Source organism: Klebsiella sp. X1-16S-Nf21 (assembly GCF_002837615.1).
Classification (GTDB): Bacteria; Pseudomonadota; Gammaproteobacteria; order Enterobacterales; family Enterobacteriaceae; genus Klebsiella; species Klebsiella variicola.
Window position 1 is genome coordinate 58259 of the sequence record NZ_PJDK01000006.1, and the last position, 25966, is coordinate 84224.

24 protein-coding genes, 1 pseudogene and 1 other annotated feature are annotated in these 25966 nt (G+C 56.5%); of the genes and pseudogenes, 14 read left to right on the forward strand and 11 right to left on the reverse strand.

The window, feature by feature from the left end; genetic code table 11:
* Positions 1-2 precede the first annotated feature (2 nt).
* The 4 genes from CW267_RS04795 (at position 3) to CW267_RS04810 (ending at position 4528) form a co-directional block, all read left to right on the forward strand.
* A complete protein-coding gene (locus CW267_RS04795) occupies positions 3-854 on the forward strand; it encodes a sugar ABC transporter permease (RefSeq protein WP_004204761.1) in 852 nt (283 codons plus the stop codon).
* A 4-nt stretch (positions 855-858) separates the two neighbouring features.
* Positions 859-2061 (forward strand): arabinogalactan endo-beta-1,4-galactanase, encoded by a 1203-nt coding sequence (locus CW267_RS04800; protein WP_100781116.1) that lies wholly within the window; start codon positions 859-861, stop codon positions 2059-2061.
* 30 nt (positions 2062-2091) lie between these two features.
* Complete coding sequence (locus tag CW267_RS04805) at positions 2092-4149, forward strand: beta-galactosidase (RefSeq protein ID WP_023322151.1); 2058 nt, start codon at positions 2092-2094, stop codon at positions 4147-4149.
* 64 nt (positions 4150-4213) lie between these two features.
* The gene (locus tag CW267_RS04810) at positions 4214-4528 is read left to right on the forward strand and encodes a glucose PTS transporter subunit EIIB (protein WP_012542670.1); all 315 of its coding nucleotides are present in this window, start codon (positions 4214-4216) and stop codon (positions 4526-4528) included.
* A 136-nt stretch (positions 4529-4664) separates the two neighbouring features.
* On the opposite strand, the gene CW267_RS04815 is transcribed toward CW267_RS04810, so the two are convergent.
* Positions 4665-5936, reverse strand: a complete 1272-nt coding sequence (locus CW267_RS04815) for a maltoporin (RefSeq protein WP_012542669.1) — start codon at positions 5934-5936, stop codon at positions 4665-4667.
* A 270-nt stretch (positions 5937-6206) separates the two neighbouring features.
* Between CW267_RS04815 and CW267_RS04820 the strand changes: the two genes are divergently transcribed.
* The 3 genes from CW267_RS04820 (at position 6207) to ykgO (ending at position 7797) form a co-directional block, all read left to right on the forward strand.
* Positions 6207-7277: a LacI family DNA-binding transcriptional regulator gene (locus CW267_RS04820; protein ID WP_008805430.1), complete on the forward strand. Its 1071-nt coding sequence runs from the start codon at positions 6207-6209 to the stop codon at positions 7275-7277.
* A gap of 116 nt (positions 7278-7393) precedes the next feature.
* Entirely contained in the window at positions 7394-7657 is a 264-nt protein-coding gene (locus tag CW267_RS04825; RefSeq protein ID WP_008805431.1) for a type B 50S ribosomal protein L31, read from the forward strand.
* The gene (ykgO, locus tag CW267_RS04830; protein ID WP_002892018.1) at positions 7657-7797 is read left to right on the forward strand and encodes a type B 50S ribosomal protein L36; all 141 of its coding nucleotides are present in this window, start codon (positions 7657-7659) and stop codon (positions 7795-7797) included. The genes CW267_RS04825 and ykgO overlap by 1 nt, the downstream gene beginning before the upstream one ends.
* Here the strand turns inward: ykgO and CW267_RS04835 are convergent.
* Positions 7794-8492 (reverse strand): GNAT family N-acetyltransferase, encoded by a 699-nt coding sequence (locus tag CW267_RS04835; protein WP_100781115.1) that lies wholly within the window; start codon positions 8490-8492, stop codon positions 7794-7796. The two genes, ykgO and CW267_RS04835, sit on opposite strands and share 4 nt — an antisense overlap.
* Positions 8493-8592: 100 nt before the next feature.
* Between CW267_RS04835 and CW267_RS04840 the strand changes: the two genes are divergently transcribed.
* Positions 8593-10050, forward strand: a complete 1458-nt coding sequence (locus CW267_RS04840; RefSeq protein WP_008805433.1) for a PLP-dependent aminotransferase family protein — start codon at positions 8593-8595, stop codon at positions 10048-10050.
* On the opposite strand, the gene CW267_RS04845 is transcribed toward CW267_RS04840, so the two are convergent.
* Positions 10019-10489, reverse strand: coding sequence for a YlaC family protein (locus CW267_RS04845; RefSeq protein ID WP_008805434.1), 471 nt, complete (start codon positions 10487-10489; stop codon positions 10019-10021). The two genes, CW267_RS04840 and CW267_RS04845, sit on opposite strands and share 32 nt — an antisense overlap.
* 27 nt (positions 10490-10516) lie before the next feature.
* Here CW267_RS04845 and CW267_RS30330 point away from each other — a divergent pair.
* Positions 10517-10654, forward strand: a pseudogene (locus CW267_RS30330) (hypothetical protein); the annotation flags it as partial.
* On the opposite strand, the gene maa reads toward CW267_RS30330, so the two are convergent.
* From maa to acrA, 5 genes are all read right to left on the reverse strand, one after another.
* Positions 10626-11192 (reverse strand): maltose O-acetyltransferase, encoded by a 567-nt coding sequence (gene maa, locus CW267_RS04850; protein WP_008805435.1) that lies wholly within the window; start codon positions 11190-11192, stop codon positions 10626-10628. The pseudogene CW267_RS30330 and the gene maa overlap by 29 nt on opposite strands.
* 158 nt (positions 11193-11350) lie before the next feature.
* Positions 11351-11569: an HHA domain-containing protein gene (locus tag CW267_RS04855; protein ID WP_002892050.1), complete on the reverse strand. Its 219-nt coding sequence runs from the start codon at positions 11567-11569 to the stop codon at positions 11351-11353.
* Between the two features lie 26 nt (positions 11570-11595).
* Entirely contained in the window at positions 11596-11970 is a 375-nt protein-coding gene (tomB, locus tag CW267_RS04860; RefSeq protein ID WP_008805436.1) for an Hha toxicity modulator TomB, read from the reverse strand.
* A gap of 482 nt (positions 11971-12452) precedes the next feature.
* Positions 12453-15599, reverse strand: coding sequence for a multidrug efflux RND transporter permease subunit AcrB (acrB, locus tag CW267_RS04870; protein ID WP_008805437.1), 3147 nt, complete (start codon positions 15597-15599; stop codon positions 12453-12455).
* A 22-nt stretch (positions 15600-15621) separates the two neighbouring features.
* Complete coding sequence (acrA, locus tag CW267_RS04875; protein ID WP_008805438.1) at positions 15622-16815, reverse strand: multidrug efflux RND transporter periplasmic adaptor subunit AcrA; 1194 nt, start codon at positions 16813-16815, stop codon at positions 15622-15624.
* 142 nt (positions 16816-16957) lie between these two features.
* On the opposite strand from acrA, the gene acrR reads away from it, so the two are divergent.
* On the forward strand, positions 16958-17608 hold the full coding sequence (acrR, locus tag CW267_RS04880) for a multidrug efflux transporter transcriptional repressor AcrR (protein ID WP_008805439.1): 651 nt from the start codon (positions 16958-16960) through the stop codon (positions 17606-17608).
* Between the two features lie 129 nt (positions 17609-17737).
* Positions 17738-21085 (forward strand): mechanosensitive channel MscK, encoded by a 3348-nt coding sequence (mscK, locus tag CW267_RS04885; protein ID WP_012542666.1) that lies wholly within the window; start codon positions 17738-17740, stop codon positions 21083-21085.
* A gap of 35 nt (positions 21086-21120) precedes the next feature.
* On the opposite strand, the gene CW267_RS04890 is transcribed toward mscK, so the two are convergent.
* The 3 genes from CW267_RS04890 to priC form a co-directional block, all read right to left on the reverse strand.
* Complete coding sequence (locus CW267_RS04890) at positions 21121-22020, reverse strand: Rpn family recombination-promoting nuclease/putative transposase (RefSeq protein WP_016160397.1); 900 nt, start codon at positions 22018-22020, stop codon at positions 21121-21123.
* Between the two features lie 67 nt (positions 22021-22087).
* Positions 22088-22261, reverse strand: a complete 174-nt coding sequence (rsmS, locus tag CW267_RS04895; RefSeq protein WP_008805442.1) for a pleiotropic regulatory protein RsmS — start codon at positions 22259-22261, stop codon at positions 22088-22090.
* A 12-nt stretch (positions 22262-22273) separates the two neighbouring features.
* Positions 22274-22801 carry a primosomal replication protein N'' gene (gene priC, locus CW267_RS04900; RefSeq protein ID WP_016160398.1) on the reverse strand — a complete coding sequence of 176 codons (528 nt, stop codon included), beginning with the start codon at positions 22799-22801 and terminating at the stop codon, positions 22274-22276.
* A gap of 69 nt (positions 22802-22870) precedes the next feature.
* On the opposite strand from priC, the gene CW267_RS04905 reads away from it, so the two are divergent.
* The 3 genes from CW267_RS04905 to dnaX all read left to right on the forward strand — a co-directional run bounded on the left by CW267_RS04905 (position 22871) and on the right by dnaX (position 25950).
* Positions 22871-23248, forward strand: a complete 378-nt coding sequence (locus CW267_RS04905; RefSeq protein WP_008805444.1) for a DUF454 family protein — start codon at positions 22871-22873, stop codon at positions 23246-23248.
* 150 nt (positions 23249-23398) lie between these two features.
* Positions 23399-23950, forward strand: a complete 552-nt coding sequence (apt, locus tag CW267_RS04915) for an adenine phosphoribosyltransferase (RefSeq protein ID WP_012542663.1) — start codon at positions 23399-23401, stop codon at positions 23948-23950.
* Between the two features lie 92 nt (positions 23951-24042).
* Positions 24043-25950, forward strand: a complete 1908-nt coding sequence (dnaX, locus tag CW267_RS04920) for a DNA polymerase III subunit gamma/tau (protein WP_012968809.1) — start codon at positions 24043-24045, stop codon at positions 25948-25950.
* Positions 25283-25347, forward strand: a sequence feature (DnaX frameshifting element). Its footprint overlaps the gene before it by 65 nt.
* Positions 25951-25966: the final 16 nt, after the last annotated feature.

Consider the following 25966-nt stretch of genomic DNA (forward strand, 5'->3'; position numbering starts at 1 on the left):
ACATGGCTCAATCACCCAGTATTAAACGCGAAAAGTGGATCCGACTCTCTCTCACCTGGCTGGTGGTTATTCTGGTCTCGGTGGTGATCATCTATCCGCTGGTCTGGACGGTCGGGGCGTCGCTGAACGCCGGCAATAGCCTGCTCAGTACCTCGATCATTCCGGAAAACCTGTCGTTCCAGCACTATGCCGATCTGTTCAATGGCAATGTGAATTACCTCACCTGGTACTGGAACTCGATGAAAATCAGCTTTCTGACCATGGTGCTGACCCTGATTAGCGTCAGCTTTACCGCTTACGCCTTCTCCCGCTTCCGCTTTAAAGGGCGGCAGAACGGGCTGATGCTGTTCCTGCTGCTGCAGATGATCCCGCAGTTTTCCGCGCTGATTGCGATCTTTGTGCTATCGCAACTGCTTGGCCTGATTAACAGCCATCTGGCGCTGGTGCTGATCTACGTCGGGGGGATGATCCCGATGAATACCTGGCTGATGAAGGGGTATCTCGACGCGATCCCCAAAGATCTGGATGAGTCCGCCCGCATGGACGGCGCCAGCAGCTTTCGCATCTTTATCGAGATCATCATGCCGTTGTCGAGGCCGATCCTCGCGGTGGTGGCGCTGTTCTCCTTCACCGGTCCGCTGGGCGATTTCATCCTCTCCAGTACCATCCTGCGTACCCCGGATAAATACACGCTGCCTATCGGTCTGTATAACCTGGTGGCGCAAAAAATGGGTGCCAGCTACACCACCTACGCGGCGGGGGCGGTGCTGATTGCCGTACCGGTGGCGATCCTCTACCTGGCGTTACAAAAATACTTTGTCTCCGGCCTGACCTCGGGCAGTACTAAAGGATAAGCACATGAAAAGATTCACCCCCGCATGGCTTGCGGTTTGTCTGGCATGCAGTTTCTCCACCTCTTCTCTGGCCGCGGACGCGCTTGAAACCCGCGCGTTTCAGGGCATGCCGGCGGACTTTATCAAAGGCGCGGATATCTCCACGCTGCTGAATGCCGAAAAGCACGGGGCGACGTTCTACGACCAGAATAATCAGCGCAAGGATCCGATCGCGATTCTGAAAGAGAACGGCGTCAACTATGTTCGCCTCCGTCTGTGGGTGGATCCGCAATCGGCGAGCGGCGAGGGCTATGGCGGCGGAAATAACGACCTGGCCACCACCCTGACCCTCGCGAAACGGGCGAAAGCCCAGGGGATGAAACTGCTGCTCGATTTTCATTACAGCGATTTCTGGACCGATCCCGGCAAGCAGTTCAAGCCGAAAGCCTGGGAAAAGATGGATTATCCGCAGCTGAAAACGGCGATTCATGACTATACCCGCGATACCATCGCCCGCTTTAAGCAGGCAGGCGTCCTGCCGGACATGGTGCAGATCGGCAATGAGATCAACGGCGGCATCCTGTGGCCGGAAGGGAAAAGCTGGGGGCAGGGGGGCGGCGAGTTCGACCGGCTGGCCGGGTTGCTGAACGCGGCCATTGATGGCCTGAAGGAGAACCTGCATCACGGCGAGCAAGTGAAAATCATGCTGCATCTGGCCGAAGGGACCAGGAACGATACCTTCCGCTGGTGGTTTGATGAGATTGATAAACGCCATGTGCCATATGACGTGATCGGTCTGTCGATGTACACCTACTGGAATGGCCCGATCAGCGCCCTGAAGGCCAATATGGATGACATCAGCAAACGCTATAACAAAGACGTTATCGTCGTCGAGGCGGCCTATGCCTATACCCTGGCCAACTGCGACAACGCGGAAAATAGTTTCCAGGCGAAAGAGGAAAAGGACGGGGGTTATCCCGCCACCGTGCAGGGGCATTATCACTATATTCACGATCTGATGCAGGCCGTCATAGATGTTCCCGACCAGCGCGGCAAAGGTATTTTTTACTGGGAGCCCACGTGGATTGCCGTGCCGGGAAATACCTGGGCCACTCCGGCGGGGATGAAATATATCCACGACGAGTGGAAAGAAGGGAATGCACGTGAAAATCAGGCGCTATTTGATTGCCAGGGAAAAGTATTGCCGTCGGTAAAAGTTTTTAATTAATTTTTTGTCGTTTTTTTCAGGAAGTTTATTATGAATAAATTTGCACCTTTACATCCGAAGGTTAGTACGCTGCTGCATGGCGCGGATTATAATCCGGAGCAATGGGAGAATGACCCCGATATTATTGATAAAGACATTGCCATGATGCAGCAGGCAAAATGCAATGTGATGTCGGTGGGAATATTTAGCTGGGCGAAACTGGAGCCACGCGAAGGGGTATTTAATTTCGCCTGGCTGGATACTATCCTCGATAAACTGTATGCCGCCGGCATTCATGTTTTTCTGGCTACGCCGAGCGGCGCGCGTCCGGCGTGGATGTCGCAACGCTATCCGCAGGTTCTGCGGGTGGGACGCGATCGGGTGCCGGCCCTGCACGGTGGCCGTCACAACCACTGTATGTCGTCACCGGTCTATCGCGAGAAAACCCTGAAAATCAATACCCTGCTTGCAGAGCGTTATTCTTCACACCCGGCGGTACTGGGCTGGCATATTTCCAATGAATATGGCGGTGAATGCCATTGCGATCTCTGCCAGAACCGTTTTCGCGACTGGCTGAAGGCGCGTTACCAGACCCTGGAGAACCTCAACCAGGCCTGGTGGAGCACCTTCTGGAGTCATACCTATACCGACTGGTCGCAAATTGAATCACCTGCGCCACAGGGCGAGGTGTCAATTCACGGTCTCAATCTTGACTGGCATCGCTTTAACACCGCTCAGGTGACCGATTTCTGCCGCCATGAAATTGCTCCGCTGAAGGCGGCGAATGCCTCCCTGCCGGTGACCACTAACTTTATGGAGTATTTCTACGATTACGACTACTGGCAACTGGCAGAGGCGCTGGACTTTATCTCGTGGGACAGCTATCCGATGTGGCACCGCGATAAAGACGAAACCGCACTGGCCTGCTACACCGCGATGTATCACGACATGATGCGCAGCCTGAAGGGCGGCAAACCGTTTGTGCTGATGGAGTCCACACCAGGCGCCACCAACTGGCAGCCGACCAGCAAACTGAAGAAGCCGGGAATGCATATTCTCTCCTCGCTGCAGGCGGTGGCGCATGGCGCCGACTCGGTGCAGTATTTCCAGTGGCGGAAAAGCCGCGGTTCGGTTGAGAAATTTCACGGCGCGGTGGTTGACCACGTCGGGCACATTGATACCCGTATTGGTCGTGAAGTCAGCCAGCTCGGCGAGATACTGAGCAAGCTACCAGAGGTCCGGGGTTGTCGCACCGAGGCGAAAGTAGCGATTATCTTCGACCAACAAAACCGCTGGGCGCTTGATGACGCCCAGGGGCCGCGCAATCTGGGTATGGAGTATGAGAAGACGGTCAACGAACACTACCGTCCGTTCTGGGAACAGGGCATTGCCGTCGATGTGATTGACGCTGATGTCGATTTAACGCCATACCGGTTAGTGATTGCCCCGATGTTATATATGGTGCGCGACGGCTTTGCCGCGCGGGCAGAGGCGTTTGTCGCCAGCGGCGGCCACCTGGTGACCACCTACTGGACCGGCATCGTCAATGAGTCCGATCTCTGCTATCTCGGCGGCTTCCCGGGCCCGCTGCGCAATCTGCTGGGGATCTGGGCGGAAGAGATCGACTGTCTGAATGACGGCGAGTTTAATCTTGTGCAGGGGCTTGCCGGGAATCAGTGCGGTCTGCAGGGTCCCTATCAGGTGCGCCATCTCTGTGAACTAATCCATACCGAGAGCGCTCAGACGCTGGCCACCTACCGGGATGATTTCTATGCCGGACGGCCGGCGGTGACGGTGAACGGTTTCGGGAAAGGTAAAGCCTGGCATGTCGCCTCCCGCAACGATTTAGCCTTCCAGCGCGATTTCTTTGCTGCCCTGAGCAGGGAGCTGGATCTGCCACGAGCGATAGCGGCGGATTTACCGCCCGGCGTAGTGGCTACCGCGCGCACCGACGGTGAGAGTACGTTTGTCTTCCTGCAGAACTACAGCGCGCAAAGTCATACTCTGACTCTGCCGCCGGGGTATCGGGATTGCCTGACCGACGCGGCGGCGCCGGACCCGCTGATCCTCTCAGCATGGGATTGCCGTATTCTTCGTCGCCACGCGTAATTTCTTCTTCTCCATGCCTGCTCTGACGAGCAGGCTTTTTTTTATCTTAAACCTGGAGCTTATGATGGTGAGTTTAAAATCCTTTCTGCACTATTTCTCTCCTGCACGTCCGGCACAGCCGTTAAGCGAGGCGGAAAAACAGCAAATCGAGGCGCTTATTCAGGCCTTTGGTGGCGAAGCGAATATTACGCAAGTTGATGCCTGTATTACTCGTCTGCGGGTGACGGTTCGTCACCTTGCGGCCGTGGATACTGACGCATTACAGCAGCAGGGCGCGCTGGGCGTCATTATTCTCGGCCAGCAGGTGCATGCTATTTTCGGTAAGCAGTCCGATGCGCTGCGTCAATTGCTGGATGAGCATTTTGCTACCAGGAAATAAATAAAACGGGATAACCTGAAAACAGGTTATCCCGAAAATAAGACAAAGACAGCAGTGGCAATAATGATTACCGGAGGGTAATTAATGACCTTACAGTTGGAGATATAAATAACGTTTTTGTCTTACCAGCGCGATATTACCACCAGGCCTCAACCTGCACGCCGAAATTCCAGGTATTATTCGCCGTCTGGTCTTCAAACGGTTTACCATCTTCAGAATCATTCAGGTATGAAGCAAAAATGCGTAATTCCGGGCGTGACATAAAGTCCGGCCCGTCCGCCAGGCCCAGCGCAATGGTATATTTCTCACCGGCCTGTTTGTAGCTGGTGCCATTGTTATAGCTGTCTTTCTGATAGAAACCGCCGACTTCGCCAATCAGGCGGACGTAGTCGGTGAACTGATACTGCCCACGGGCAACCAGCGACAGCATCCGCGTTTTGTCGGTGTAGTCGGTAATATCATCCGCCGAGCCCCAGGTCAGGACGTGGTTGATGGAGAACTTTTCGGTAATCGGGATCAGGCCGGTGTTAATCACGCGATAGCCGGTGGCATCGTTCACGTAGTTCCACATATCGTACCAGCCGCCGCCCTGGGAGACCATGTTCTGCGCCAGCCCTTTGTTGGCATACTGCAGCACGGTTTTGTTATAGCCGCCCAGCATATCCTGACTGATTTCACCGGTCAGCATCACGCCATTCTCGGCATCGTACAGCCCGCCGTAGCTGTCCTGTTTTTTGGTGGTGTTTGGCATGGCGTAGTCGATGCCGAATTCGGTCCACGAACCCGACCACGGCTTCCAGCCTGCATAGCGTAAATCGATATAGTTAATATTGACGTTGCTGTCGCCATCGACACGATAGTCAACGTCGTTGGCATCGCCGCGGATCCAGGCCAGCGAGACGGCGCCAGGGCCGAGGGTGTAGTTTTCCACCCCGGCCCCGGAGCCGGATATGTTCCAGTATTTGGTATCGATGATGTGCAGATCGTGGCGCTGGTAGTAACGTTTACCCCCCCAGATCACCGCATTCGGATCGCCGGGGATCAGCCCTTTGATCTGCAGGTTCAGCTGACGTAAACCGAACTGTGCATCATCATTCAGCGTGGTTTCATTATCGTTAGAGCCGTCGGAGACCATGCTGACCATGCTGTCGAGATAGAAGCTGACGTCATCTTTCTTGTAGACCTCGGAGCCCAGTTCCAACTCACCATAGGTATCCGATTCATTACCCAAACGGCCCAGCTTGTTCTTTTGCCATTCCGCTTCACTACCATCGCCGGAGACCCCAACCCCGGCGCGCATATAGCCATGGAAATCGATACTCGGGATTGCGGCGGTCGCCGCAAACGCGGAAGGGGCGATTAGCGCAGCGGCTAACGCGGCGGAAAGGGCGCGCAGTGTCGTATTCATCTCTATCCTCTTATTGTTTTGTATTACGTTCACATAACTGATGTCATAAAATGCCTAAATGTAACTTCAGGCAAACGAGATATGATTATTGTGTGACTAAGTGCAAATAATCATGCTGGTTTTTGTTGTGATGGGTGAGGTGATTCACAATTAACTATGTTGTGAACGTAATACTTTTTGTGGTGTAATTTTGCGATGAAAGGTGGCGGTGAGCGTTTTTTCAAATGGCCCCTGTTACAATCATGGGATAACAACATAAGGAACCGGACCATGAAGTCTAAAAGCGCTACTCTGGAAGACGTCGCACGCCATGCGGGCGTCTCTTACCAGACCGTGTCCAGGGTACTCAATAAATCTGCCAATGTATCCGAAGCGACGCGCCGCAAGGTGGAGAAATCAATAGAGGCCTTACGCTATGTGCCAAACCGGCTGGCGCAGCAGCTGGTGGGGAAGGAGAGCCAGACGGTCGGGCTGGTGACGATTTCGCTGGCCTGGCATGCGCCTTCCCAGGTGGCGGCGGCGGTAAAACGCTATGCCAATCTGGAAGGTTACCAGGTCCTGATTTCGATGATCGATGAGAGCGTCAACCAAAGTATCCAGGATTCCATCAATGAACTGAAATCTCAGCGGGTGGATAAAGTCATTATCAACGTGCCGCTGGAGACCGAGCAGGCGCAGAAAATCGCCGCTGACAACGATGATATCGTCTGCCTTTTTCTCGATGTCGACCCCTACAGTTCCGTGTTTAACGTTTCGTTTAATCCGGCAGATGGCACCCGGGCCAGCGTCAAATATCTTTATGAGATGGGGCATCGGGAGATCGCGCTGCTGGCGGGGCCGGACAGCTCCGTCTCGGCCAAACTCCGGCTGAAAAGCTGGCTGGAGACTCTGGAGGGCTACGGCCTGAAGCCGGTGACCGTTCTGCACGGCAACTGGGATGCGCAAAGCGGCTATGCCGGCGCGCTGCAGATGCTGCGCGAAACGCCCAATTTCAGCGCCGTGCTGGTGGGCAATGACCAGATGGCGCTGGGGGTGCTCAGCGCTTTCCATCAGCACCAGGTGGCGGTGCCGGGGGAGAAGTCCGTCATTGGCTATGACGATACCTACGAAAGCTCCTTTTTCTATCCGGCGCTGAGTACGGTGTCGCTGGACCTCGATCTGCAGGGGAAAGAAGCGGTGCGGCGGATCCTCGCCAGCACCAGCGGTGCGCCACATACTTCATCCATCCTGCCGGCGCGCCTGGTGATACGTCATTCCAGCGGCGCCAGAACTGAGCAAGGCAAAGATCTGCAGGCCATCGCGGAACAGCTACGCGCCATCGCCCACCGTCTGGCGCCCTGAAACCTAAGGCGGGGAAACTCGCCTTAGGCCCATTACCCTTAATTTGAACATGGTTGATCTTTGTCGTGGAACGGCGTAACTTAAATGTTATGTTATAACATAATGACGAGGTCATCATGAAAGCCCATATCCATCCCCCCTATCGCACGGTGGTGTTTCACGACACCAGCGTTAATGAGTATTTTAAAGTCGGTTCCACCATCCGCACCGATCGCGTGATTGAACTCGACGGCGAAACTTTTCCGTATGTAACGATCGACGTCTCCTCGAAATCGCATCCGTACTACACCGGCAAACAAAAAACCTTCGCCAGCGAGGGCAGCGCGGCCCGGTTCCGTCAGCGCTTCGGCGGCTTTATTGATGCGAAAAGGAAGGCATGATGCAGGTCGTTAACTCATTACGCAGCGCCAAACAGCGCCACCCGGATTGTCAGCTGGTCAAGCGCAAAGGGCGGCTGTACGTTATCTGTAAGAGCAACCCCCGCTTTAAAGCGGTGCAGGGGCGCAAAAAACGTCGTTAACGGAAACTCTCCAGAATGCGGCGCTGCTGGCCGTCGGCGGTAAAATTGTCGGCGGCCAGCCATTGCCGCATGGCGTTATCCAGCTGCGGCCATTCGCCGTCTATCACCGAAAACCAGTCCGTATCCCGGTTATGTCCTTTGCTCACCAGTGCCTGACGAAAACGTCCTTCGTACTGAAAACCCAGCCGTCTTGCCGCCCGGCCCGACGGCATATTGAGACTATTACATTTCCATTCATAGCGACGATAACCGAGCGTATCAAACACATACTGCATTAACAGCCAGTGCGCTTCGGTGGCCATAGCCGTTCGGCTCAGCAACGGTGAAAAATGCACATGTCCCACCTCTACCACGCCGTGGGTGGCGTCGATGCGCATTAATGCCAGTGAGCCAACCGCCTTCCCTTGCCGCTGGTCAACGACGGCAAAATGGATCGGGTCTGCCAGCGTGGCGACCTGCTCCACCCAGGCACTGAATTCTGCAAGGTTGCTCTCAGGTTCACGCAGCAGCCACGTCCAGCTGCGGGCGTCTGGCGCCAGCTGGTGAGCAGCAAACAGGTCGTTGGCATGCGCGAGAGTCAGTGGTTCGAGCCGACAGCGGCTGCCCTGTAATACCTGCCGTGCTGGCCATGGACGCGGTTGCCAGTCAGGCAGCGCGGCGCCGAGTTCCTGTCCAAACTGATTGTATTCACGCATTGCGGTTTCCTTAGCGGGGTTTTTCAGGCAGCGTACGCGCTCACTGGTTCCATAAAAAGTGCCACAGGCGTATGTTTTTATAGGGCCACGAGGAGATGAGATGAACATACCGGACGATGGTTTTTTTACGCTGGTGACGCAGGGGATACAGCACCGATCGGATGAAACCCTGCAGCGGGCCCTTTACCACACATTGCGCCATGCCATCCTGCAGGGAACTCTGGCGGCCAACTGCCGTTTGCCCGGATCGCGGGTGATGGCCGGACGGCTGCAGCTGTCGCGAAATACGGTCAATGCTGCCCTGGAGCAGCTGGCGCTGGAGGGATACCTGATGCGGAGCCGTCAGGGAACGCAGGTGGTACCGCTCGCCGCCTGCCGCGAAGAGCCCGTGAAGGTGCCGCCCGTCGTGCTGCCTGAACGGCTGCAAGGGCTGCCAGCCGCAATGCGCCGCGACTCTCCGGCGCTGCTGTTTACCCCTGGCATGCCGGCGGTGAACTATTTCCCGTTGCCGCTGTGGCGGCGGCTGATGGATAACGTCTTACGCGACGAGGGCAGCGCACTGCTGGGCTATGGCGAGGCGGCAGGCGACCCCTTGCTGCGGGAGGCTATCGCTCGTCATCTGGCGCTCTCCCGGGGGATCCGTTGCGATATTCGGCAGATTGTCATTACCGAAGGGGCGCTGGAAGGGGTGAACTTATGCGCTTCGCTGTTGACGGATCCTGGCGACAGCGTGTGGGTGGAAGAGCCGGGTTACCTGGGGGCCAGGAGCAGTTTTCAGCGCGCAGGGCTGCGGGTCAGCGGAATGGCGGTCGATGACGAAGGGATGGGGATTGCCAACGGCGTCGCGGAGCCGCCCCGGCTGATCTTCACCTCTCCCTCTCATCAGTATCCCCTCGGGAGCGTCATGAGCGCCGCGCGACGTCTGGCGCTGGTGGAGTACGCCCGCCTGCACGGGGCGTGGATTGTGGAGGATGACTACGACAGCGAGTTTCGCCATAGCGGAGAGCCGATCCCGGCGATGCTGGGGATGGTGCCGGATGCCCCGGTGGTGTATCTCGGTACCTTCAGCAAAACACTCTTTCCGGCGCTGCGTATTGGCTTCATGGTGATGCCGCCTGCGCTGGCGGATGCCGTTCAGGATGTGATTGGCACGTTGCTGCGTGGAGGACACCGCACGGAACAGCGGGCGCTGGCCAGGTTTATTGAGAAGGGGCACTATGCTCGCCATCTGGCGGCCATGCGTCGCCTGTACCGCAAGCGCCAACAACAGCTGCGTGAGGCACTGGCGCAAGAGATAACCGTGCCATGCGAGGTCCTTGGCGGGGAAGGGGGGCTCCATTTGACAGTCGCAATGGAAGGGTTCGATGACCAGGCGATTGCGCAGCAGGCGCGTCAGTTTCAACTGGCGCCTGCCGCGTTAAGTCATTTCTATCTCGACCCGCAGCGGGGGCGGAGCGGGCTGGTGCTGGGATATGGTAATACTTCTGCTTCCCGCTATCCGCTGGCGCTGCGGACGCTAAATCGTCTTATTGTGCAGCACCGGCGCGGGTCAGCGTAAAAACGTCGTAGAAGGAGAGCTCGCCTTTGGTGGCGACCATCTTTTTGAGCTGCGCCTTCTGCTCGCTATCGACATCCGGCGACTGAAGAATACGCTCGATCAGCTGCCGGGGAACAAAGCGGGTGTTATACCATTCCCCGTTGTAGCACACGCGAAAGTCGAGGACATCGATATCTTCATAACGATAGCGCGGATAGACGTCAAAGAAGAAAAAGGCGTTGAACAGGATGAACAGCACCACCAGCAACCAGACCGAGTCTACCAGCGTTTCAGAGCGCAGCATGACCACCAGCGTCGCCAGAAACGCGGCATACATGGCAACAAACAGCCCCGGATGGTTGCGGATAAAACTGATGCTAAAACGCGGGCGATTATCGCGTTTTTCCTGAACGTTGAGTTCGTCAATGGTATGAGTTAGCAGGCGTTGTATTTCTGTCATCTTGGTCCCCGAATTCTGCAATGAGCCAGCCGTGCGCGCCCGGCGGACCAGGCGTGGCAGGCTTAGCCTGAAGGCTATTTTATGTTGCAATATTCCACGGCGAAAGTAACAGATCAGTTACAGAAAACCATAACAGTTACGGATTTGGTAGCGGAAGGCGCTTAATGATCTGCGCCGGGTTGCCGCCGACAACGGCCCCGGCCGGTACATCTTTGGTGACGACTGCACCGGACGCAATGACCGCATTATCACCAATGGTCACCCCGGGATTGATTACCGCCCGCCCACCAATCCACACATTGTGGCCGATGGTCACTGGTTTGCCATATTCCTGGCCGCTGTTACGCGCTTCGGCATCCAGCGGATGGGTGGCGGTATAAATATGGACGCCCGGCGCCAGCATGCAGTTATCGCCAATATGAATAGGGCAGACGTCCAGCATCACGCAGTCAAAATTGGCGTAAAACGCGTTGCCGAGAAAGATATTGTAGCCGTAGTCGCAGCGAAAGCTTGGCTCGATATACGCATCGCCGGCGCGACCGAACAGCTCGGCCAGAATATGCTGACGTTCTTCCTGCGCATCCGGGGAGGAATGATTATAACGGTGTAACAACTGTCTGGCGCGCAGGCGATCGGCGCGAAGCGTTGGGTCGCCAGATAAATAGAGCTCACCGGCGATCATTTTACGTTTTTCTTCACTCATGGGTCTTCCTTATACCTGACTTTAGATGGCCGTAGCAGTATAAAAAAGAAACCGGTTACAGGGTTGCTGTTAGCTGAATGATGTGATGACTATCACAAAGATACCCTGCGGCGGCTGACGCGTATCGTCCGGTCAGCAGACCACGTTGTGCGCGTCGATTAGCGGATAAACTTCCAGACTGAGGTCGGGATCTTATCGTACAGCTTATTCATGGTCAGTTCAGCCAGACGATGATCGGCGGCTGAGTAAAATACCGCCAGTTCATTATCAGACAGTTCATATTTATTTTTTTCAATGACGCGCTCCAGCGTGTCAATTGTCTGGCAACGACGTAAGCGCATCAAATAGTCTGTTTTAGTTAATGGCTTATCAGACATAATTCCACCTTTTGATTGTAATAATTCTAACACGAGAGACTGGCCGGGTTTTCCCGGCTGGCGTTGACAAAGCAACGAAATAGTCGATTACCGGATTTTTTCCACTTTTGCAAATCCGTTGAGTTAATGCCGTAGTTACTGAACAAGGTAAAAGTATCGTCCAGATATTCGTCAACCTGAGCGACCAGTTTATTATCCTCAGTGTACTTAATTTTATAATTAAGCGCGAATGTGGCAATGTGCTCGATCAATTCATTTAACTGAAGATTGACAGCCGAAGTCGGGTCGTTGACCCAGCCATGGTTGCTCTCTTCCAGGTTTGCAAGGCAGTCATGATACAGCGTTTCGCAGAGAAAGCGTAGCTGTGCAATATCATGTCTTTTTGGCGAGTATTCGTCCATAACGCATCCCCTTTTGAGTGGTTTAAACGACGACTAACAAACACCGTTGTGGGATGAACACGACTAACCGACCTGACACTAACTGAGTAATCCTGCTGATTTAACTATAATCCACTCTCCAACAGATTTCATCGTGCTATTACGAAAAATTACAATTATCAGAGAGAAATTATCTTAAAAATAGACGAATTAATTTCGCAGGCCCTGGCACACAGCCCGAGAAATAGAGAAGTCTTATCAATCATCGGCTTAAGGCAGGCAGCTGTCGCGTTCAGAAACCGCCGGCCGCGGGCGTTGGTATTAGGATTATTCCTGGTAAATGAGTGTGTAAAGATCATAAGTACCAGGCAATGTGAAAAAATAGCCAGGACCATATCAATATATATTAAATGCAGTGTGAAAAATAAACAATGGCAATATGTGCCCTGTTGCGACGGACAAAAAAAGGGCCGCGAAGGCGGCCCTTTGTTCAAGTGTGACGATTAATGATGCTCAACCTGATGGCTGTGCTCAATATCTTCCGATTTCTTGCTAAAGCGGCGACGAACCACCACGAAGAACACTGGCACGAAGAAGATGGCCAGAATCGTCGCGGTCACCATCCCGCCCATTACGCCAGTACCGACGGCGTTCTGCGCGCCGGAGCCGGCACCCGAGCTGATCACCAGCGGCATAACGCCGAGGATAAACGCCAGGGAGGTCATCAGGATCGGACGCAGACGCATACGCACTGCTTCAAGCGTTGCCTCAATTAGCCCTTTACCCTCTTTCTCCATCAGGTCTTTGGCGAATTCAACGATCAATATCGCGTTCTTCGCCGACAGGCCGATGGTGGTCAACAGGCCCACCTGGAAGTAAACGTCGTTGGTTAAACCGCGGAAGGTAGCGGCTAACAGCGCACCGACCACACCCAGCGGGACGACCAGCATGACCGAGAACGGAATTGACCAGCTCTCATACAGCGCTGCCAGACACAGGAAGACGACAATCAGCGAAATGGCATACAGGGCAGGGGCCTGGTTGCCGGACAGTCGTTCCTGATAAGACATCCCGGTCCAGTCGTAGCCGATACCGGAAGGCAGTTTACCCGCCAGCTCTTCCATCAGGCTCATCGCCTCACCGGTACTCTTGCCTGGCGCTGCCTGGCCGAGAATTTCCAGCGACGGCAGGCCGTTGTAGCGTTCCAGACGCGGTGAACCGTATTCCCAACGCGAAGTAGAGAAGGCGGAGAACGGCACCATCTGACCATCGCTGCCGCGAACATACCACTTGCCGATGTCTTCCGGCAGCATACGGTATTTCGCTTCAGACATGATGTACACTTTCTTCACGCGGCCGCGGTCGATAAAGTCGTTGACATAGCTCCCGCCCCAGGCCGCGCCCAGCGTGGTGTTAATGTCGCTGATGGAGACGCCCAGCGCCTGGGCTTTTTCCTGATCGATATCGATTTTAAACTGCGGTGTATCTTCCAGGCCGTTAGGGCGCACGCCGGTCAGCACGTCAGGGTGCTGCGCCACCATGCCAAACAGCTGGTTACGCGCCTGGGTCAGTTTTTCGTGGCCCAGACCGCCTTGGTCAATGAGCTGGAAGTCAAAGCCGGTCGCGGTACCCAGTTCAACGATAGCTGGCAGGTTAAAGGCGAACACCATCGCATCTTTAATCTGCGAGAAGTAGCCCATCGCCCGGCCGGTGATCGCTTCAACTTTGTTTTCCTCACCTGGACGCTGGCTCCAGTCTTTCAGCGAGACGAACGCGATGCCGGTGTTCTGGCCGCGGCCGGCGAAGCCGAAGCCGTTAACCGCAAACACGGATTCCACGTTGTCCTTCTCTTTGGTGAGATAGTAATTCGTCATCTCATCCAGCACTTTCTGCGTACGCTCCTGGGTGGCGCCGGCAGGCAGCTGCGCCATGCTCAGGAATACCCCCTGGTCCTCGTCCGGCAGGAACGAGCTCGGCAGACGGACGAACAGCCACGCCATGCCCACCACGATGATCAGATACAGGACCAGATAACGACCGGTGCTGCGCAGAATGTTGCCTACGCTGTCGGTGTAGTGGTGCGTGCTCTTATCGAACATGCGGTTAAACCAACCGAAGAAACCGGTGGTCGCGCCATGGCTGCCTTTCTGAATAGGCTTCAGCATGGTGGCGCACAGCGCTGGCGTCAGGATCAACGCCACCAGTACCGACAGCGCCATCGCAGAAACGATGGTGATGGAGAACTGGCGATAGATGGCCCCGGTTGAACCGCCGAAGAACGCCATCGGGATAAATACCGCCGACAGCACCATGGCGATACCGACCAGCGCGCCCTGGATCTGTCCCATCGATTTACGCGTCGCTTCTTTCGGCGGCAGACCCTCTTCCGCCATTACGCGCTCGACGTTCTCGACCACCACGATGGCGTCATCCACCAACAGGCCGATGGCGAGCACCATCCCGAACATCGTCAGGGTGTTTATCGAGAAGCCAAACGCCGCCAACACCGCGAAGGTGCCTAACAGGACTACCGGTACGGCGATGGTCGGGATCAGCGTGGCGCGGAAGTTCTGCAGGAACAGATACATGACCAGGAACACCAGGATGATCGCTTCCACCAGCGTTTTAACCACTTCGTGAATAGAAATTTTCACGAACGGGGTGGTGTCATACGGGTAAACGATCTTCATCCCCGACGGGAAAAACGGCTCCATCTTCGCCAGTTCTGCACGGATAGCGTTGGCGGTATCCAGCGCGTTCGCGCCGGTAGCCAGTTTAATACCCAGACCCGATGCTGGCTGGCCGTTAAACTTCGCCACTACGTCATAGCTTTCGCCGCCCAGCTCAATTTTGGCGACATCGCGCAGACGAACCTGGGAACCGTCCTGGTTCACCTTCAGCAGAATGTTGCCAAACTCTTCGGTATTGGTCAGACGGGTTTGCGCGATGATCGAGGCGTTAAGCTGCTGGCCTTTCACCGGCGGCGTACCGCCTAACTGACCCGCGGCCACCTGGGCGTTCTGCGCTTTCAGGGCGCTGATCACGTCCACCGGCGTCAGCTGGAAGTTGTTCAGTTTGTTCGGATCCATCCAGATACGCATCGCGTACTGGGAACCGAACAGCTGAACGTCGCCGACACCGCTGGTACGGCTGATCGGGTCCTTCATGTTGGCCGCCACGTAGTCCGAAATATCGTCCTGGTTCATGGTGCCGTTGGTGTTAATAACGCCGACAACCATCAGGAAGCTGCTGGACGCTTTCTCAACGCTAATCCCTTGCTGCTGTACTTCTTGCGGCAGCAGAGGTGTCGCCAGCGCCAGCTTGTTCTGAACCTGAACCTGGGCAATATCCGGATCGGTACCGGATTCGAAGGTCAGGGTGATGGTCGCCGTACCGGTGGAGTCGCCATTGGAGGACATGTACATCAGGTGGTCGATACCGTTCATATTCTGTTCGATAACCTGAGTCACGGTGTTCTGCACAGTTTCGGCGTCAGCACCGGGGTACATGGCGGTAATGGAAATTGCTGGCGGCGCAATCGTCGGATATTGCGCTACCGGCAATTTGAGGATCGATAATCCCCCAGCCAGCATGATGATGATGGCGATCACCCATGCAAATATGGGGCGATCGATAAAGAAATTAGGCATGTCTTAACGGCTCCTGTTTAAGTTAAGACTTGGTTTGTTCTGATGGCGCGTTGCCTGCGGCTTGCTGTTTATCATCAGAAGCTACTTCCTGCGCTTTTACCTGCACGCCTGGTTTGATTTTTTGCAGGCCGGTGACGATAACGCGATCGCCAGTTTTCAGACCGTCAGTGACCAGCCATTTATCGCCGATCGCCTGAGAAGCAGTGACCTGGCGGACTTCGACTTTATCGCCTTCCCCGACCACCATGACGCTGGCGTCGCCGCGCGGCGTACGGGTAACACCCTGTTGCGGTACCAGCAGGGCGTCAGGGTTAACCCCTTCTTCCAGACGGGCACGCACAAACATCCCCGGTAGCAGGGTGTGATCCGGGTTCGGGAAAATCGCGCGCAGCGTGATAGAGCCGGTGGTCTGATCGACGGTGACATCCGAAAATTCCAGCGTGCCGGCCTGCGGATATTTGAGACCGTCATTCGTCACCAGCTCCACTTTCGCTTTGCCGTTTTCCTGTTTCAGGCGGCCATCGGCCAGCTCCTGTTTCAGGCGCAGGAAATCATTGCTCGACTGGGTGACGTCAACATAGATCGGATCCAGCTGCTGAACAGTTGCCAGGGCAGTCGTTTGACCATTCTGCACCAGCGCCCCTTCGGTCACCGCGGATTTACCAATACGGCCGCTAATAGGTGAAGTGACTTTGGTGTAGGCCAGATTGATGCGCGCAGTTTCCACGGCCGCTTTTGCTGCGACCACGGCCGCATTGCTCTGCTGTGCCGTTGCGACGGCGGTATCGTAGTCTTGTTGACTAATATATTTGGTGCCTAACAGTTTCTGATAACGCTTGACCGTCAGTTGATCCATGTTCGCCGCCGCCTGGGCTTTTGCCAGGTCGCCTTTGGCGCTGTCATAGCTGGCCTGATAGGTGGCGGGATCGATCTGATACAGGGAGACGCCGGCCTGGATATCGCTACCTTCCACGAAGTTACGTTTTAAAATAATGCCACTGACCTGAGGACGGACTTCCGCAATGCGATAGGCGCTGGTGCGGCCTGGCAGTTCGGTGGTTATTTGTAGAGGTGCGGATTTGAGCGTCACAATACCGACTTCCGGCATGTGCTGGGCTCCTTGTTGAGCCGGTTTATCGTCACATCCTGTTAGCGCTAAGCTGCCTGAGAGCATCAGAACGACCGCCAGAGGCGTTAACCCTCTGTTTTTGTTCATATGTAAACCTCGAGTGTCCAATTTCAAAATGTTCAGTGGCTCAAACAACCACAAACCCACTACAGTCTTTCTATTATGGTCATGCTATGGTACATACATTCACAAATGTATGTAAACGTAACCTCTGTAAAGTCATTAACCTATGGCACGAAAAACCAAACAACAGGCACGTGAAACCCGGCAACTGATTCTGGATGTTGCTCTGCGTCTGTTTTCGCAGCAAGGCGTATCATCTACCTCGTTGGCAACAATTGCAAAAGCTGCGGGTGTAACGAGGGGGGCTATCTACTGGCATTTCAAGAATAAATCAGATTTATTCAACGAAATTTGGGAGCTGTCAGACGCCAGTATTAGCGATCTCGAAATTGAGTATCGGGCAAAATTCCCCAACGATCCACTCTCAGTTATCAGGGAGATATTAGTCTATGTTCTTGAAGCGACAGTGACAGAGGAACGTCGACGATTAATGATGGAGATTATCTATCATAAGTGTGAGTTTGTCGGTGAGATGACCGTAGTGCAGCAGGCCCAGCGGCAGCTCTCCCTGGCGAGCTACGAGCGTATCGAGCAGACCTTAAAAGAGTGCATCGCCGCGAAGCTGTTGCCCGCCAATTTACTCACCCGGCGGGCGGCCGTGTTAATGCGCAGCTACCTTTCCGGCCTGATGGAAAACTGGCTGTTTGCCCCTGACTCGTTCGACCTGCATGCGGAAGCGCGCGACTACGTCGCCATCCTGCTGGAGATGTATCAGTTCTGTCCTACGCTACGCGGCCCGGAGAGCCTGACAGCTTAACGTTAGCGCGCGGATGTACGTGAATTTTTAGCGCCGTCCGCCGCTATTCGCCAGCGAAGAGAAGTGCTATTCTGCGCGCTTGCGACGACCCCCGGTATTCTCCGGCATTTGCATTCATTCATATTAACTATGCTGCACACGATCTCCAGGCAACGCGCCACGTTTATCTTTTTCATTACGCTGCTCTGCTTTATTGGCCTTTTCAGCCCAGTCCAGGGCCGCGCCGCGGACCTCCCTGACCGGGCAGAGGTGCAGAGCCAGCTCAATACGTTAAACAAGCAAAAAGAACTGACTCCGCAGGACAAACTGGTCCAGCAGGATTTGACCCAGACGCTGGAAACGCTGGATAAAATCGAGCGCATCAAAAGCGAGACGGCACAGCTGCGTCAGCAGGTCGAGCAAGCCCCGGCGAAGCTGCGCCAGGCGGTGGATAGTCTCAACAATCTGAGCGACGTCCCCGACGACGCCGCCACGCGCAAAACGCTCAGTACGCTCTCTCTGCGTCAACTGGAATCACGCGTCACTCAGACGCTGGACGACCTGCAGAATGCGCAAAACGATCTGGCGACCTATAACAGCCAGCTGGTTTCCCTGCAAACGCAGCCGGAACGTGTGCAGAACGCGATGTATAACGCCTCCCAACAGTTGCAGCAGATCCGCAATCGGCTGAATGGCACCTCGGTGGGCGACGAGACGCTGCGCCCGACCCAGCAGGTGCTGTTGCAGGCTCAACAGGCGCTGCTCAACGCGCAGATTGAGCAGCAGCGCAAGAGCCTCGAAGGCAACACCGTCCTGCAGGATACCCTGCAGAAGCAGCGTGACTACGTCACCGCCTGGAGCAACCGGCTGGAGCATCAGCTGCAGCTGCTGCAGGAGGCGGTGAACAGCAAGCGGCTTACGCTGACGGAGAAAACCGCCCAGGAGGCGGTCACCCCGGACGAAACCACGCGAATTCAGGCCAATCCGCTGGTTAAGCAGGAGCTGGATATTAACCATCAGCTCAGCGAGAAGCTGATCCAGGCGACGGAGAACGGTAACCAGCTGGTGCAGCGCAATATCCAGGTGAAGAACTGGCTCGACCGCGCGCTGCAGTCTGAACGGGATATTAAAGAGCAAATTTCAGTTCTGCGGGGGAGCCTGCTGCTGTCGCGCATTCTTTATCAGCAACAGCAGACGCTGCCGTCGGCGGACGAACTGCAGGATATGACCAACCGCATCGCCGACCTGCGGCTCGAGCAGTTTGAGGTGAACCAGCAGCGCGACGCGCTGTTCCAGAGCGACGCCTTTGTCGCCAAACTGGAGGAGGGGCACAGCAGCGAAGTGAACGATGAAGTCCACGCCGCGCTACTGGAAGTGATCGACATGCGCCGCGAACTGCTTGACCAGTTCAACAAACAGCTGGGGAACCAGCTGATGATGGCCATCAACCTGCAGATCAACCAGCAGCAGTTGATGAGCGTCTCGAGCAGTCTGAAGGAAATTCTGACCCAACAAATTTTCTGGGTGAACAGCAATAAACCGATGGACTGGGAGTGGATTAAGGCCTTCCCGGAAGCGCTGAAAGGTCAGTTTAAGGCGATGAAAATCACCGTGAACTGGGAAAAAGCGTGGCCCGCGGTGTTTATCGCTTTCCTGGCCGGTTTACCATTGCTGCTGATTGCCGGCCTGATCCGCTGGCGTCTGCAGTGGCTGAAGGATTATCAGGCTAAGCTTGCTTCCCAGGTGGGGCAGCTGCGCAACGATACCCAGCTGCATACGCCAAAGGCGATCCTGATCGACCTGATTCGGGCCTTGCCGGTGGTGCTGGTAATTTTGGCGATTGGCCTGATCTTACTCACCATGCAGCTTAATATCAGCGGACTGCTGTGGGCGTACAGTAAAAAGCTGGCCATGTTCTGGCTGGTCTTTGGTCTGTGCTGGAAAGTGCTGGAAAAGAACGGCGTGGCGGTCAGCCACTTCAATATGCCTGCGCAGTTGACCAGCCACTGGCGGCGACAAATTGTTCGCGTCAGCCTCGCGTTGCTGCCGCTGAATTTCTGGTCGGTGATTTCCGAGCTGTCGCCACTGAACCTGATGGACGACGTGCTGGGGCAGTTTGTGATTTTCTTCAATCTGCTGCTGATTGCCGTGCTGGTCTGGCCGATGTGTCGGGAAAGCTGGCGTGATAAAGAATCACACAGCCTGCGCCTGCTGACGATCACCGTGCTGTCTATTGTCCCGGTAGCCCTGATGGTGCTGACGGCGACCGGTTACTTCTACACCACGCTGCGCCTGGCGGGACGCTGGATCGAGACCGTGTATCTGGTGATGATCTGGAACCTGCTGTACCAGACCGTGCTGCGCGGTCTGAGCGTGGCGGCGCGACGTATCGCCTGGCGCCGGGCGCTGGCGCGCCGTCAGCATCTGGTGAAGGAGGGCGCGGAAGGCGCCGAGCCGCAGGAGGAGCCGACTATCGCTCTCGAGCAGGTCAACCAGCAGACGCTGCGCATCACCATGCTGGTGATGATCGCGCTGTTCGCGGTCATGTTCTGGGCGATTTGGTCTGATCTGATCACCGTTTTCGCCTATCTCGACAGCATTACCCTCTGGCACTACAACGGTACCGAAGCGGGGGCCAGCGTGGTGCGCAGCGTCACGATGGGCAGTCTGCTGTTTGCCATTGTGGCGTCGATGGTCGCCTGGGCGCTAATACGCAACCTGCCGGGTCTGCTGGAGGTGCTGGTTCTCTCGCGTCTCAATATGCGTCAGGGCACCTCCTACGCCATCACCACCATTCTTAACTATGCGATTATCGCCATCGGGGCGATGACGGTGTTCGGGTCGCTGGGCGTCTCCTGGGATAAACTACAATGGCTGGCGGCCGCGCTGTCGGTTGGTTTAGGTTTTGGCCTGCAGGAGATCTTCGGTAACTTCGTCTCCGGTCTGATTATTCTGTTCGAGCGTCCAGTGCGCATTGGGGATACGGTAACCATCGGCACCTTCTCCGGTACGGTAAGCAAAATCCGTATCCGCGCGACCACCATCACCGACTTCGATCGCAAAGAGGTAATTATCCCGAACAAGGCGTTCGTTACCGAGCGCTTGATCAACTGGTCGCTCTCCGACACCGTGACCCGGGTGGTGATCCGCCTCGGCGTCGCCTATGGCTCCGATCTGGATAAAGTGAAAGAGGTGCTGCTGAAGGCCGCGCACGATCATCCGAAAGTGATGCAGGAGCCGGCGCCAGCGGTTTTCTTCACCACCTTCGGGGCCAGTACGCTGGATCATGAACTGCGTCTGTATGTTCGTGAACTGCGCGATCGCAGCTACACGGTGGATGAGCTCAACCGCGCCATCGACCGCCTGTGCCGGGAGAATGACATTAACATTGCCTTTAACCAGCTGGAAGTTCATCTGCGCAATGAAAAAGGCGATGAAGTCACCGAAGTGAAGCGGGACGGGAAGGGGGACGATCTGGCGCCCACCACCGCGTCCTGATCGAAGAGGGGCGGCGCAAAGCCGCCCCTGCTGCTTCAGGGTGCCAGCGCGGCGAGTTCTTCATCGCTGAGCCCGGTGAGCTCCTGCACGGTTTGACGTTCGAGGCCGCGCGCCAACATTCTGGCGGCGATGCTGCGGGTGGCTTCCTGCTCACCCTCTTGCTGTCCCTGTTTACGGCCTTTTTCTTCCAGCCATTCGGCAATGGTCATCATCAGCTCCTTATGCCTGGGCGACTGCGCCGCCAGCGTGCGGATCAGCGCCCCCGGATGTTCCGTAGTTCCCGCCTGCAACATATAGCGCAGCAGCGTATTCAGCTGCGCTTCGGTCAGATAGCCTTGCGTCATCAGCGCAATCAGCGGCACCTGCAGCTCGGCCAGATCGCGATGGCGGATATGCTTTTGCAGCAGCTCCAGCATGGCCATCCGCCGATGACGGGCGATCTGATTATCTGGCATTACGGTGAGGTCCACCAGCGGAAAATCATTGCTATAGAGCGTCTTCGCCAGCGCCGGATCGGCGAATAGCTGTTGCCAGTTGCGGGCCCAGGGCCAGGGGCTCACTTTGCCGTGATAAAACAGAATGGGCACCACCAGCGGCAGCGTGTCGTGGCCAGCGTCCAGATGACGCTGCATGGCGGCCAGCGCATAGCGCAGCAGGCGAAATGCCATCAGCTTGTCCGGGGTACTCTGGTGCTCAATCAGCGCGTACACATAGCCCGGTCCATGACGCGTGCGCAGTGAGTAAAGGATATCGGAATAGCTGGCGCGCAGGTCCTCTTCAACAAAGCTACCGGAGACCAGCTGCAGCGAATCCAGTTCGCAGATCGCCAGAAACGGCGCGGGGAGATACAACTGCAAAAAATCCTTCGCGACCGCCTGATGCATGAGCATCTGGCGAAACACCGCGTCGTGTGGGGTTTGACTGACTTTTTCCATCAATATTGTCTCCAGTGGCGTCATGCGCAGAGGACCAGACTGCCAGCACACTGCCGGAGACAACATCCTACTTCTCTGGGTTTTGCGACCCGCTTTCCGCGTTTTTTAACTTGTTTGCATAATCCCGCCTGACAATTTCCAGCGCGCCCAGCACGGTTTGCGCCGGGATCTGATGCGATTCCAGCAACATGATTAAATCGACGGCCAGTTTGACCTCATCGGATGCATTTTCCAGCGACATCGGGCTCTCCTGTTAGCGCGTCAGCCGCGCCAGTACGTTTTCAATCTTGTCCAGTGCCTGTCGGCAGCGCGCCAACCGGCCGCTGTAGGCTTCAACTTCTTTCCCCAGCCGCTGCTGCTCGTCAAGGCTGGTCGCCTGCGCCAGCTGACGCTGACGTTGGTCGCGCATCGCCAGCAGGCGGCGCTCATACTCCTGATGCTGCAGGCGACGGCGCTGCCAGCGGCTCAGCGTTGGCGACGCGTGGTCCCAACTGCGCAAGGACCAGGTGGCGGTTTCACGACGCAGCGCGGCGATTTGCGCCGCCAGACGCTCGGCAATCCAGACCACCTGCGGCAGTTGCTGGCGCTCGACGGCCTGGCTCAGTTGGGAAAAGTTTTGCCGGGCTTCCGCCAGATAGTCCTGCATCAGCGTGCTGCGGGTATGAAAGAGCTGACGGTCAAAGCGTGGGCTCAGGGTCGCGTGCTCCGCCAGCGGCGCCACCAGCGCGGCCAGCTCGCTGAGCTGATCGTTCAGCGTTTGTAAAAGTTGAGCTGTTTTCACCACACCTCTCCATTCCCTTCCAGCCAACTGTGCTACAGTAGCCTCATCTGTTTGATAACGATTCGCATTATGCCACCTGTTATTCTAACCATTATCGGCTGGCTGGCGGTAGCGCTGGGTACGCTGGGCATCTTCTTACCGTTGCTGCCGACGACGCCGTTTATTCTGCTCGCCGCCTGGTGCTTTGCCCGCTCATCGCCGCGCTTTCACCAGTGGCTGCTGTATCGCTCCTGGTTTGGCGGCTATCTTCGCCACTGGCAGCAGTACCGCGCGATGCCTCGCGGCGCCAAACCGCGCGCCATTGCGATGATCGTGGTGACTTTTGCTATTTCGCTGTGGCTGGTTAAGCTTACGTGGGTGCGCATCATGCTGTTGGTCATTCTGGCCTGCCTGCTGATCTTTATGTGGCGCATTCCGGTGGTTGACGCAAAGCAACAAAAGCACTGATGCGCAATAATGCCTGTTGCAATTGTTGCTGACAGCCAGTAAATTCTGGCGTTTTCGAGCGCGGGCAAGCCTGGTCAAAGGTTAAACAAATGTTTCTTTGGCCCCTTTTGCACGCCCGTGGGTAACACCGTTTCAATCAGGCATACACTTATGACCGCAACTGCACAGCAGCTTGAATATCTGAAGAACAGCATCCAGAGTATCGAGGATTATCCAAAACCTGGCATTCTTTTCCGCGATGTCACCAGCTTACTGGAAGACCCGAAGGCCTACGCGCTTAGCATTGAACTGCTGACCGAGCGCTACAAAGACGCGGGTATTACCAAAGTGGTAGGGACTGAGGCGCGTGGCTTCCTGTTCGGCGCCCCGGTTGCGCTGGCGCTGGGCGTGGGCTTTGTTCCGGTTCGCAAGCCGCGTAAGTTGCCGCGTGAAACCATTGCCGAGAGCTATGAGCTGGAGTATGGCACCGATCAACTGGAGATCCACGTTGATGCGATCAAACCGGGCGACAAGGTGCTGGTGGTGGACGATCTGCTGGCGACCGGCGGCACCATCGACGCGACGGTCAAACTGATCCGCCGTCTCGGCGGCGAAGTGCACGATGCCGCTTTCATTATCAACCTGTTCGATCTGGGCGGCGAACAGCGCCTGGAGAAGCTGGGGATCCACTGCTACAGCCTGGTGCCGTTCCCGGGCCACTAAGCAAATCCCTCCACATAGCCTCGCCGATCGGGCGGGGCTGTGATAGCATGACCCCTTCGTGATTTCACCTTCCAGCGTTTCAGAGCCAGCCCATGAGTTATCAGGTCTTAGCCCGTAAATGGCGCCCACAAACCTTTGCTGACGTCGTCGGCCAGGAACATGTGCTGACCGCACTGGCGAACGGCTTGTCGTTAGGGCGCATTCATCACGCTTATCTTTTTTCCGGTACCCGCGGGGTCGGTAAGACCTCCATCGCCCGTCTGCTGGCGAAAGGGTTAAACTGTGAAACCGGCATCACCGCCACCCCCTGCGGCGTGTGTGATAACTGCCGGGAAATTGAACAGGGGCGTTTTGTCGATCTGATTGAGATTGACGCCGCCTCGCGCACCAAAGTCGAAGATACCCGCGACCTGCTGGATAACGTCCAGTACGCGCCGGCCCGCGGCCGCTTTAAGGTCTATCTCATCGACGAAGTCCATATGTTGTCGCGCCACAGCTTCAACGCGTTATTAAAAACGCTGGAGGAGCCGCCGGCGCACGTCAAATTCCTGCTGGCGACGACGGATCCGCAGAAGCTGCCGGTGACGATCTTATCCCGCTGCCTGCAGTTCCATCTCAAAGCCCTGGATGTTGAACAGATCCGCCATCAGCTGGAGCATATTCTTGGCGAAGAGCAGATTGCCTTTGAGCCCCGCGCGCTGCAGCTGCTGTCGCGGGCAGCCGACGGCAGCCTGCGCGATGCTTTAAGCCTGACCGATCAGGCCATTGCCAGTGGAGAAGGACAGCTGACGGCCGCATCGGTGAGCACTATGCTCGGCACCCTTGATGACGATCAGGCGCTGTCGCTGATTGAAGCGCTGGTCGCTGCCGACGGCGAGCGGGTGATGGCGGGCGTCAATGACGCCGCCGCACGCGGCGTCGAGTGGGAGGCGCTGTTGGTGGAGATGCAGAGCCTGCTGCACCGCATCGCCATGGTACAGCTGTCGCCTTCGGCGCTGGGCGCCGATATGGCCACGGTCGAAGTGCGGATGCGCGAACTGGCGCGAACCGTACCGCCGGGTGACGTTCAGCTTTACTACCAAACGCTGCTGATGGGCCGCAAAGAGCTGCCTTATGCGCCGGACCGGCGAATGGGCGTCGAAATGACGCTGCTCCGCGCGCTGGCGTTTCATCCGCGTAAGCCGCTGCCAGAGCCGGAAGTGCAGCCAGCACAGACCGCCGCGCCCGCGCCGCGTCAGCCGGTTGCCCCCGCTGCGCCGCCGCAGCAGCCGTCGCAGAGTTTGCCGCCGACCACCAGCCAGGTGCTGGCGGCCCGCAGCCACCTGCAGCGCAGCCAGGGAGCAACCACTCCAAAAAAGAGTGAACCGGCAGCCGCTTCCCGCGCGCGGCCGGTGAATAACGCTGCGCTGGAGCGACTGAGTTCGATTACCGAGCGCGTCCAGGCTCGTCCGGCGGCGGCTGCCCTTGAGCAGGCCCCGGCGAAGAAAGAGGCCTATCGCTGGAAGGCGACGACAGTGGTTGAAGAGGCCAAAGTCGAAGTCGCGACGCCAAAAGCGCTGAAAAAAGCGCTGGAGCATGAGAAGACGCCGGAGCTGGCGGCCAAGCTCGCCGAAGAAGCGGTCGAGCGCGACAGCTGGGCGGCGGAAGTGAGCCGGCTGGCGGTACCTAAGCTGGTCGAGCAGGTGGCGCTCAACGCGTGGAAAGAGCAGGAGGGCAGCCGCGTCTGTCTGCATCTGCGCCCCAGCCAGCGTCACCTCAATTCCACCGGAGCGCAGCAAAAGCTGGCTGAAGCGCTGGGGGTGTTGTACGGTACGCCGGTTGAATTGACCATCGTGGAAGATGATAATCCCGCGATGCGTACGCCGCTGGAGTGGCGGCAGGCTATTTATGAAGAAAAGCTCGCGCAGGCGCGCGAAGCCATTATCGCGGATAATAACATTCAGACCCTGCGTCGTTTCTTCGACGCCGATCTGGATGAAGAGAGTATCCGCCCCATTTGAACGCCAGTCTGACTGG

Bases quoted from the DNA above. Each gene is read 5' to 3' on its own strand.
- CW267_RS04845 (WP_008805434.1), bottom strand. From the start codon at position 10,489: ATGACAGAAATACAACGCCTGCTAACTCATACCATTGACGAACTCAAC.
- CW267_RS04855 (WP_002892050.1), bottom strand. From the start codon at position 11,569: ATGTCTGATAAGCCATTAACTAAAACAGACTATTTGATGCGCTTACGT.
- acrB (WP_008805437.1), bottom strand. From the start codon at position 15,599: ATGCCTAATTTCTTTATCGATCGCCCCATATTTGCATGGGTGATCGCC.
- dnaX (WP_012968809.1), top strand. From the start codon at position 24,043: ATGAGTTATCAGGTCTTAGCCCGTAAATGGCGCCCACAAACCTTTGCT.
- CW267_RS04820 (WP_008805430.1), top strand. From the start codon at position 6,207: ATGAAGTCTAAAAGCGCTACTCTGGAAGACGTCGCACGCCATGCGGGC.
- CW267_RS04795 (WP_004204761.1), top strand. From the start codon at position 3: ATGGCTCAATCACCCAGTATTAAACGCGAAAAGTGGATCCGACTCTCT.
- ykgO (WP_002892018.1), top strand. From the start codon at position 7,657: ATGCAGGTCGTTAACTCATTACGCAGCGCCAAACAGCGCCACCCGGAT.
- maa (WP_008805435.1), bottom strand. From the start codon at position 11,192: ATGAGTGAAGAAAAACGTAAAATGATCGCCGGTGAGCTCTATTTATCT.
- CW267_RS04890 (WP_016160397.1), bottom strand. From the start codon at position 22,020: ATGGAAAAAGTCAGTCAAACCCCACACGACGCGGTGTTTCGCCAGATG.
- acrR (WP_008805439.1), top strand. From the start codon at position 16,958: ATGGCACGAAAAACCAAACAACAGGCACGTGAAACCCGGCAACTGATT.
- CW267_RS04800 (WP_100781116.1), top strand. From the start codon at position 859: ATGAAAAGATTCACCCCCGCATGGCTTGCGGTTTGTCTGGCATGCAGT.
- CW267_RS04835 (WP_100781115.1), bottom strand. From the start codon at position 8,492: ATGCGTGAATACAATCAGTTTGGACAGGAACTCGGCGCCGCGCTGCCT.
- CW267_RS04810 (WP_012542670.1), top strand. From the start codon at position 4,214: ATGGTGAGTTTAAAATCCTTTCTGCACTATTTCTCTCCTGCACGTCCG.
- CW267_RS04840 (WP_008805433.1), top strand. From the start codon at position 8,593: ATGAACATACCGGACGATGGTTTTTTTACGCTGGTGACGCAGGGGATA.
- acrA (WP_008805438.1), bottom strand. From the start codon at position 16,815: ATGAACAAAAACAGAGGGTTAACGCCTCTGGCGGTCGTTCTGATGCTC.
- CW267_RS04825 (WP_008805431.1), top strand. From the start codon at position 7,394: ATGAAAGCCCATATCCATCCCCCCTATCGCACGGTGGTGTTTCACGAC.
- CW267_RS04805 (WP_023322151.1), top strand. From the start codon at position 2,092: ATGAATAAATTTGCACCTTTACATCCGAAGGTTAGTACGCTGCTGCAT.
- mscK (WP_012542666.1), top strand. From the start codon at position 17,738: ATGCTGCACACGATCTCCAGGCAACGCGCCACGTTTATCTTTTTCATT.
- CW267_RS04905 (WP_008805444.1), top strand. From the start codon at position 22,871: ATGCCACCTGTTATTCTAACCATTATCGGCTGGCTGGCGGTAGCGCTG.
- CW267_RS04815 (WP_012542669.1), bottom strand. From the start codon at position 5,936: ATGAATACGACACTGCGCGCCCTTTCCGCCGCGTTAGCCGCTGCGCTA.
- apt (WP_012542663.1), top strand. From the start codon at position 23,399: ATGACCGCAACTGCACAGCAGCTTGAATATCTGAAGAACAGCATCCAG.
- rsmS (WP_008805442.1), bottom strand. From the start codon at position 22,261: ATGTCGCTGGAAAATGCATCCGATGAGGTCAAACTGGCCGTCGATTTA.
- tomB (WP_008805436.1), bottom strand. From the start codon at position 11,970: ATGGACGAATACTCGCCAAAAAGACATGATATTGCACAGCTACGCTTT.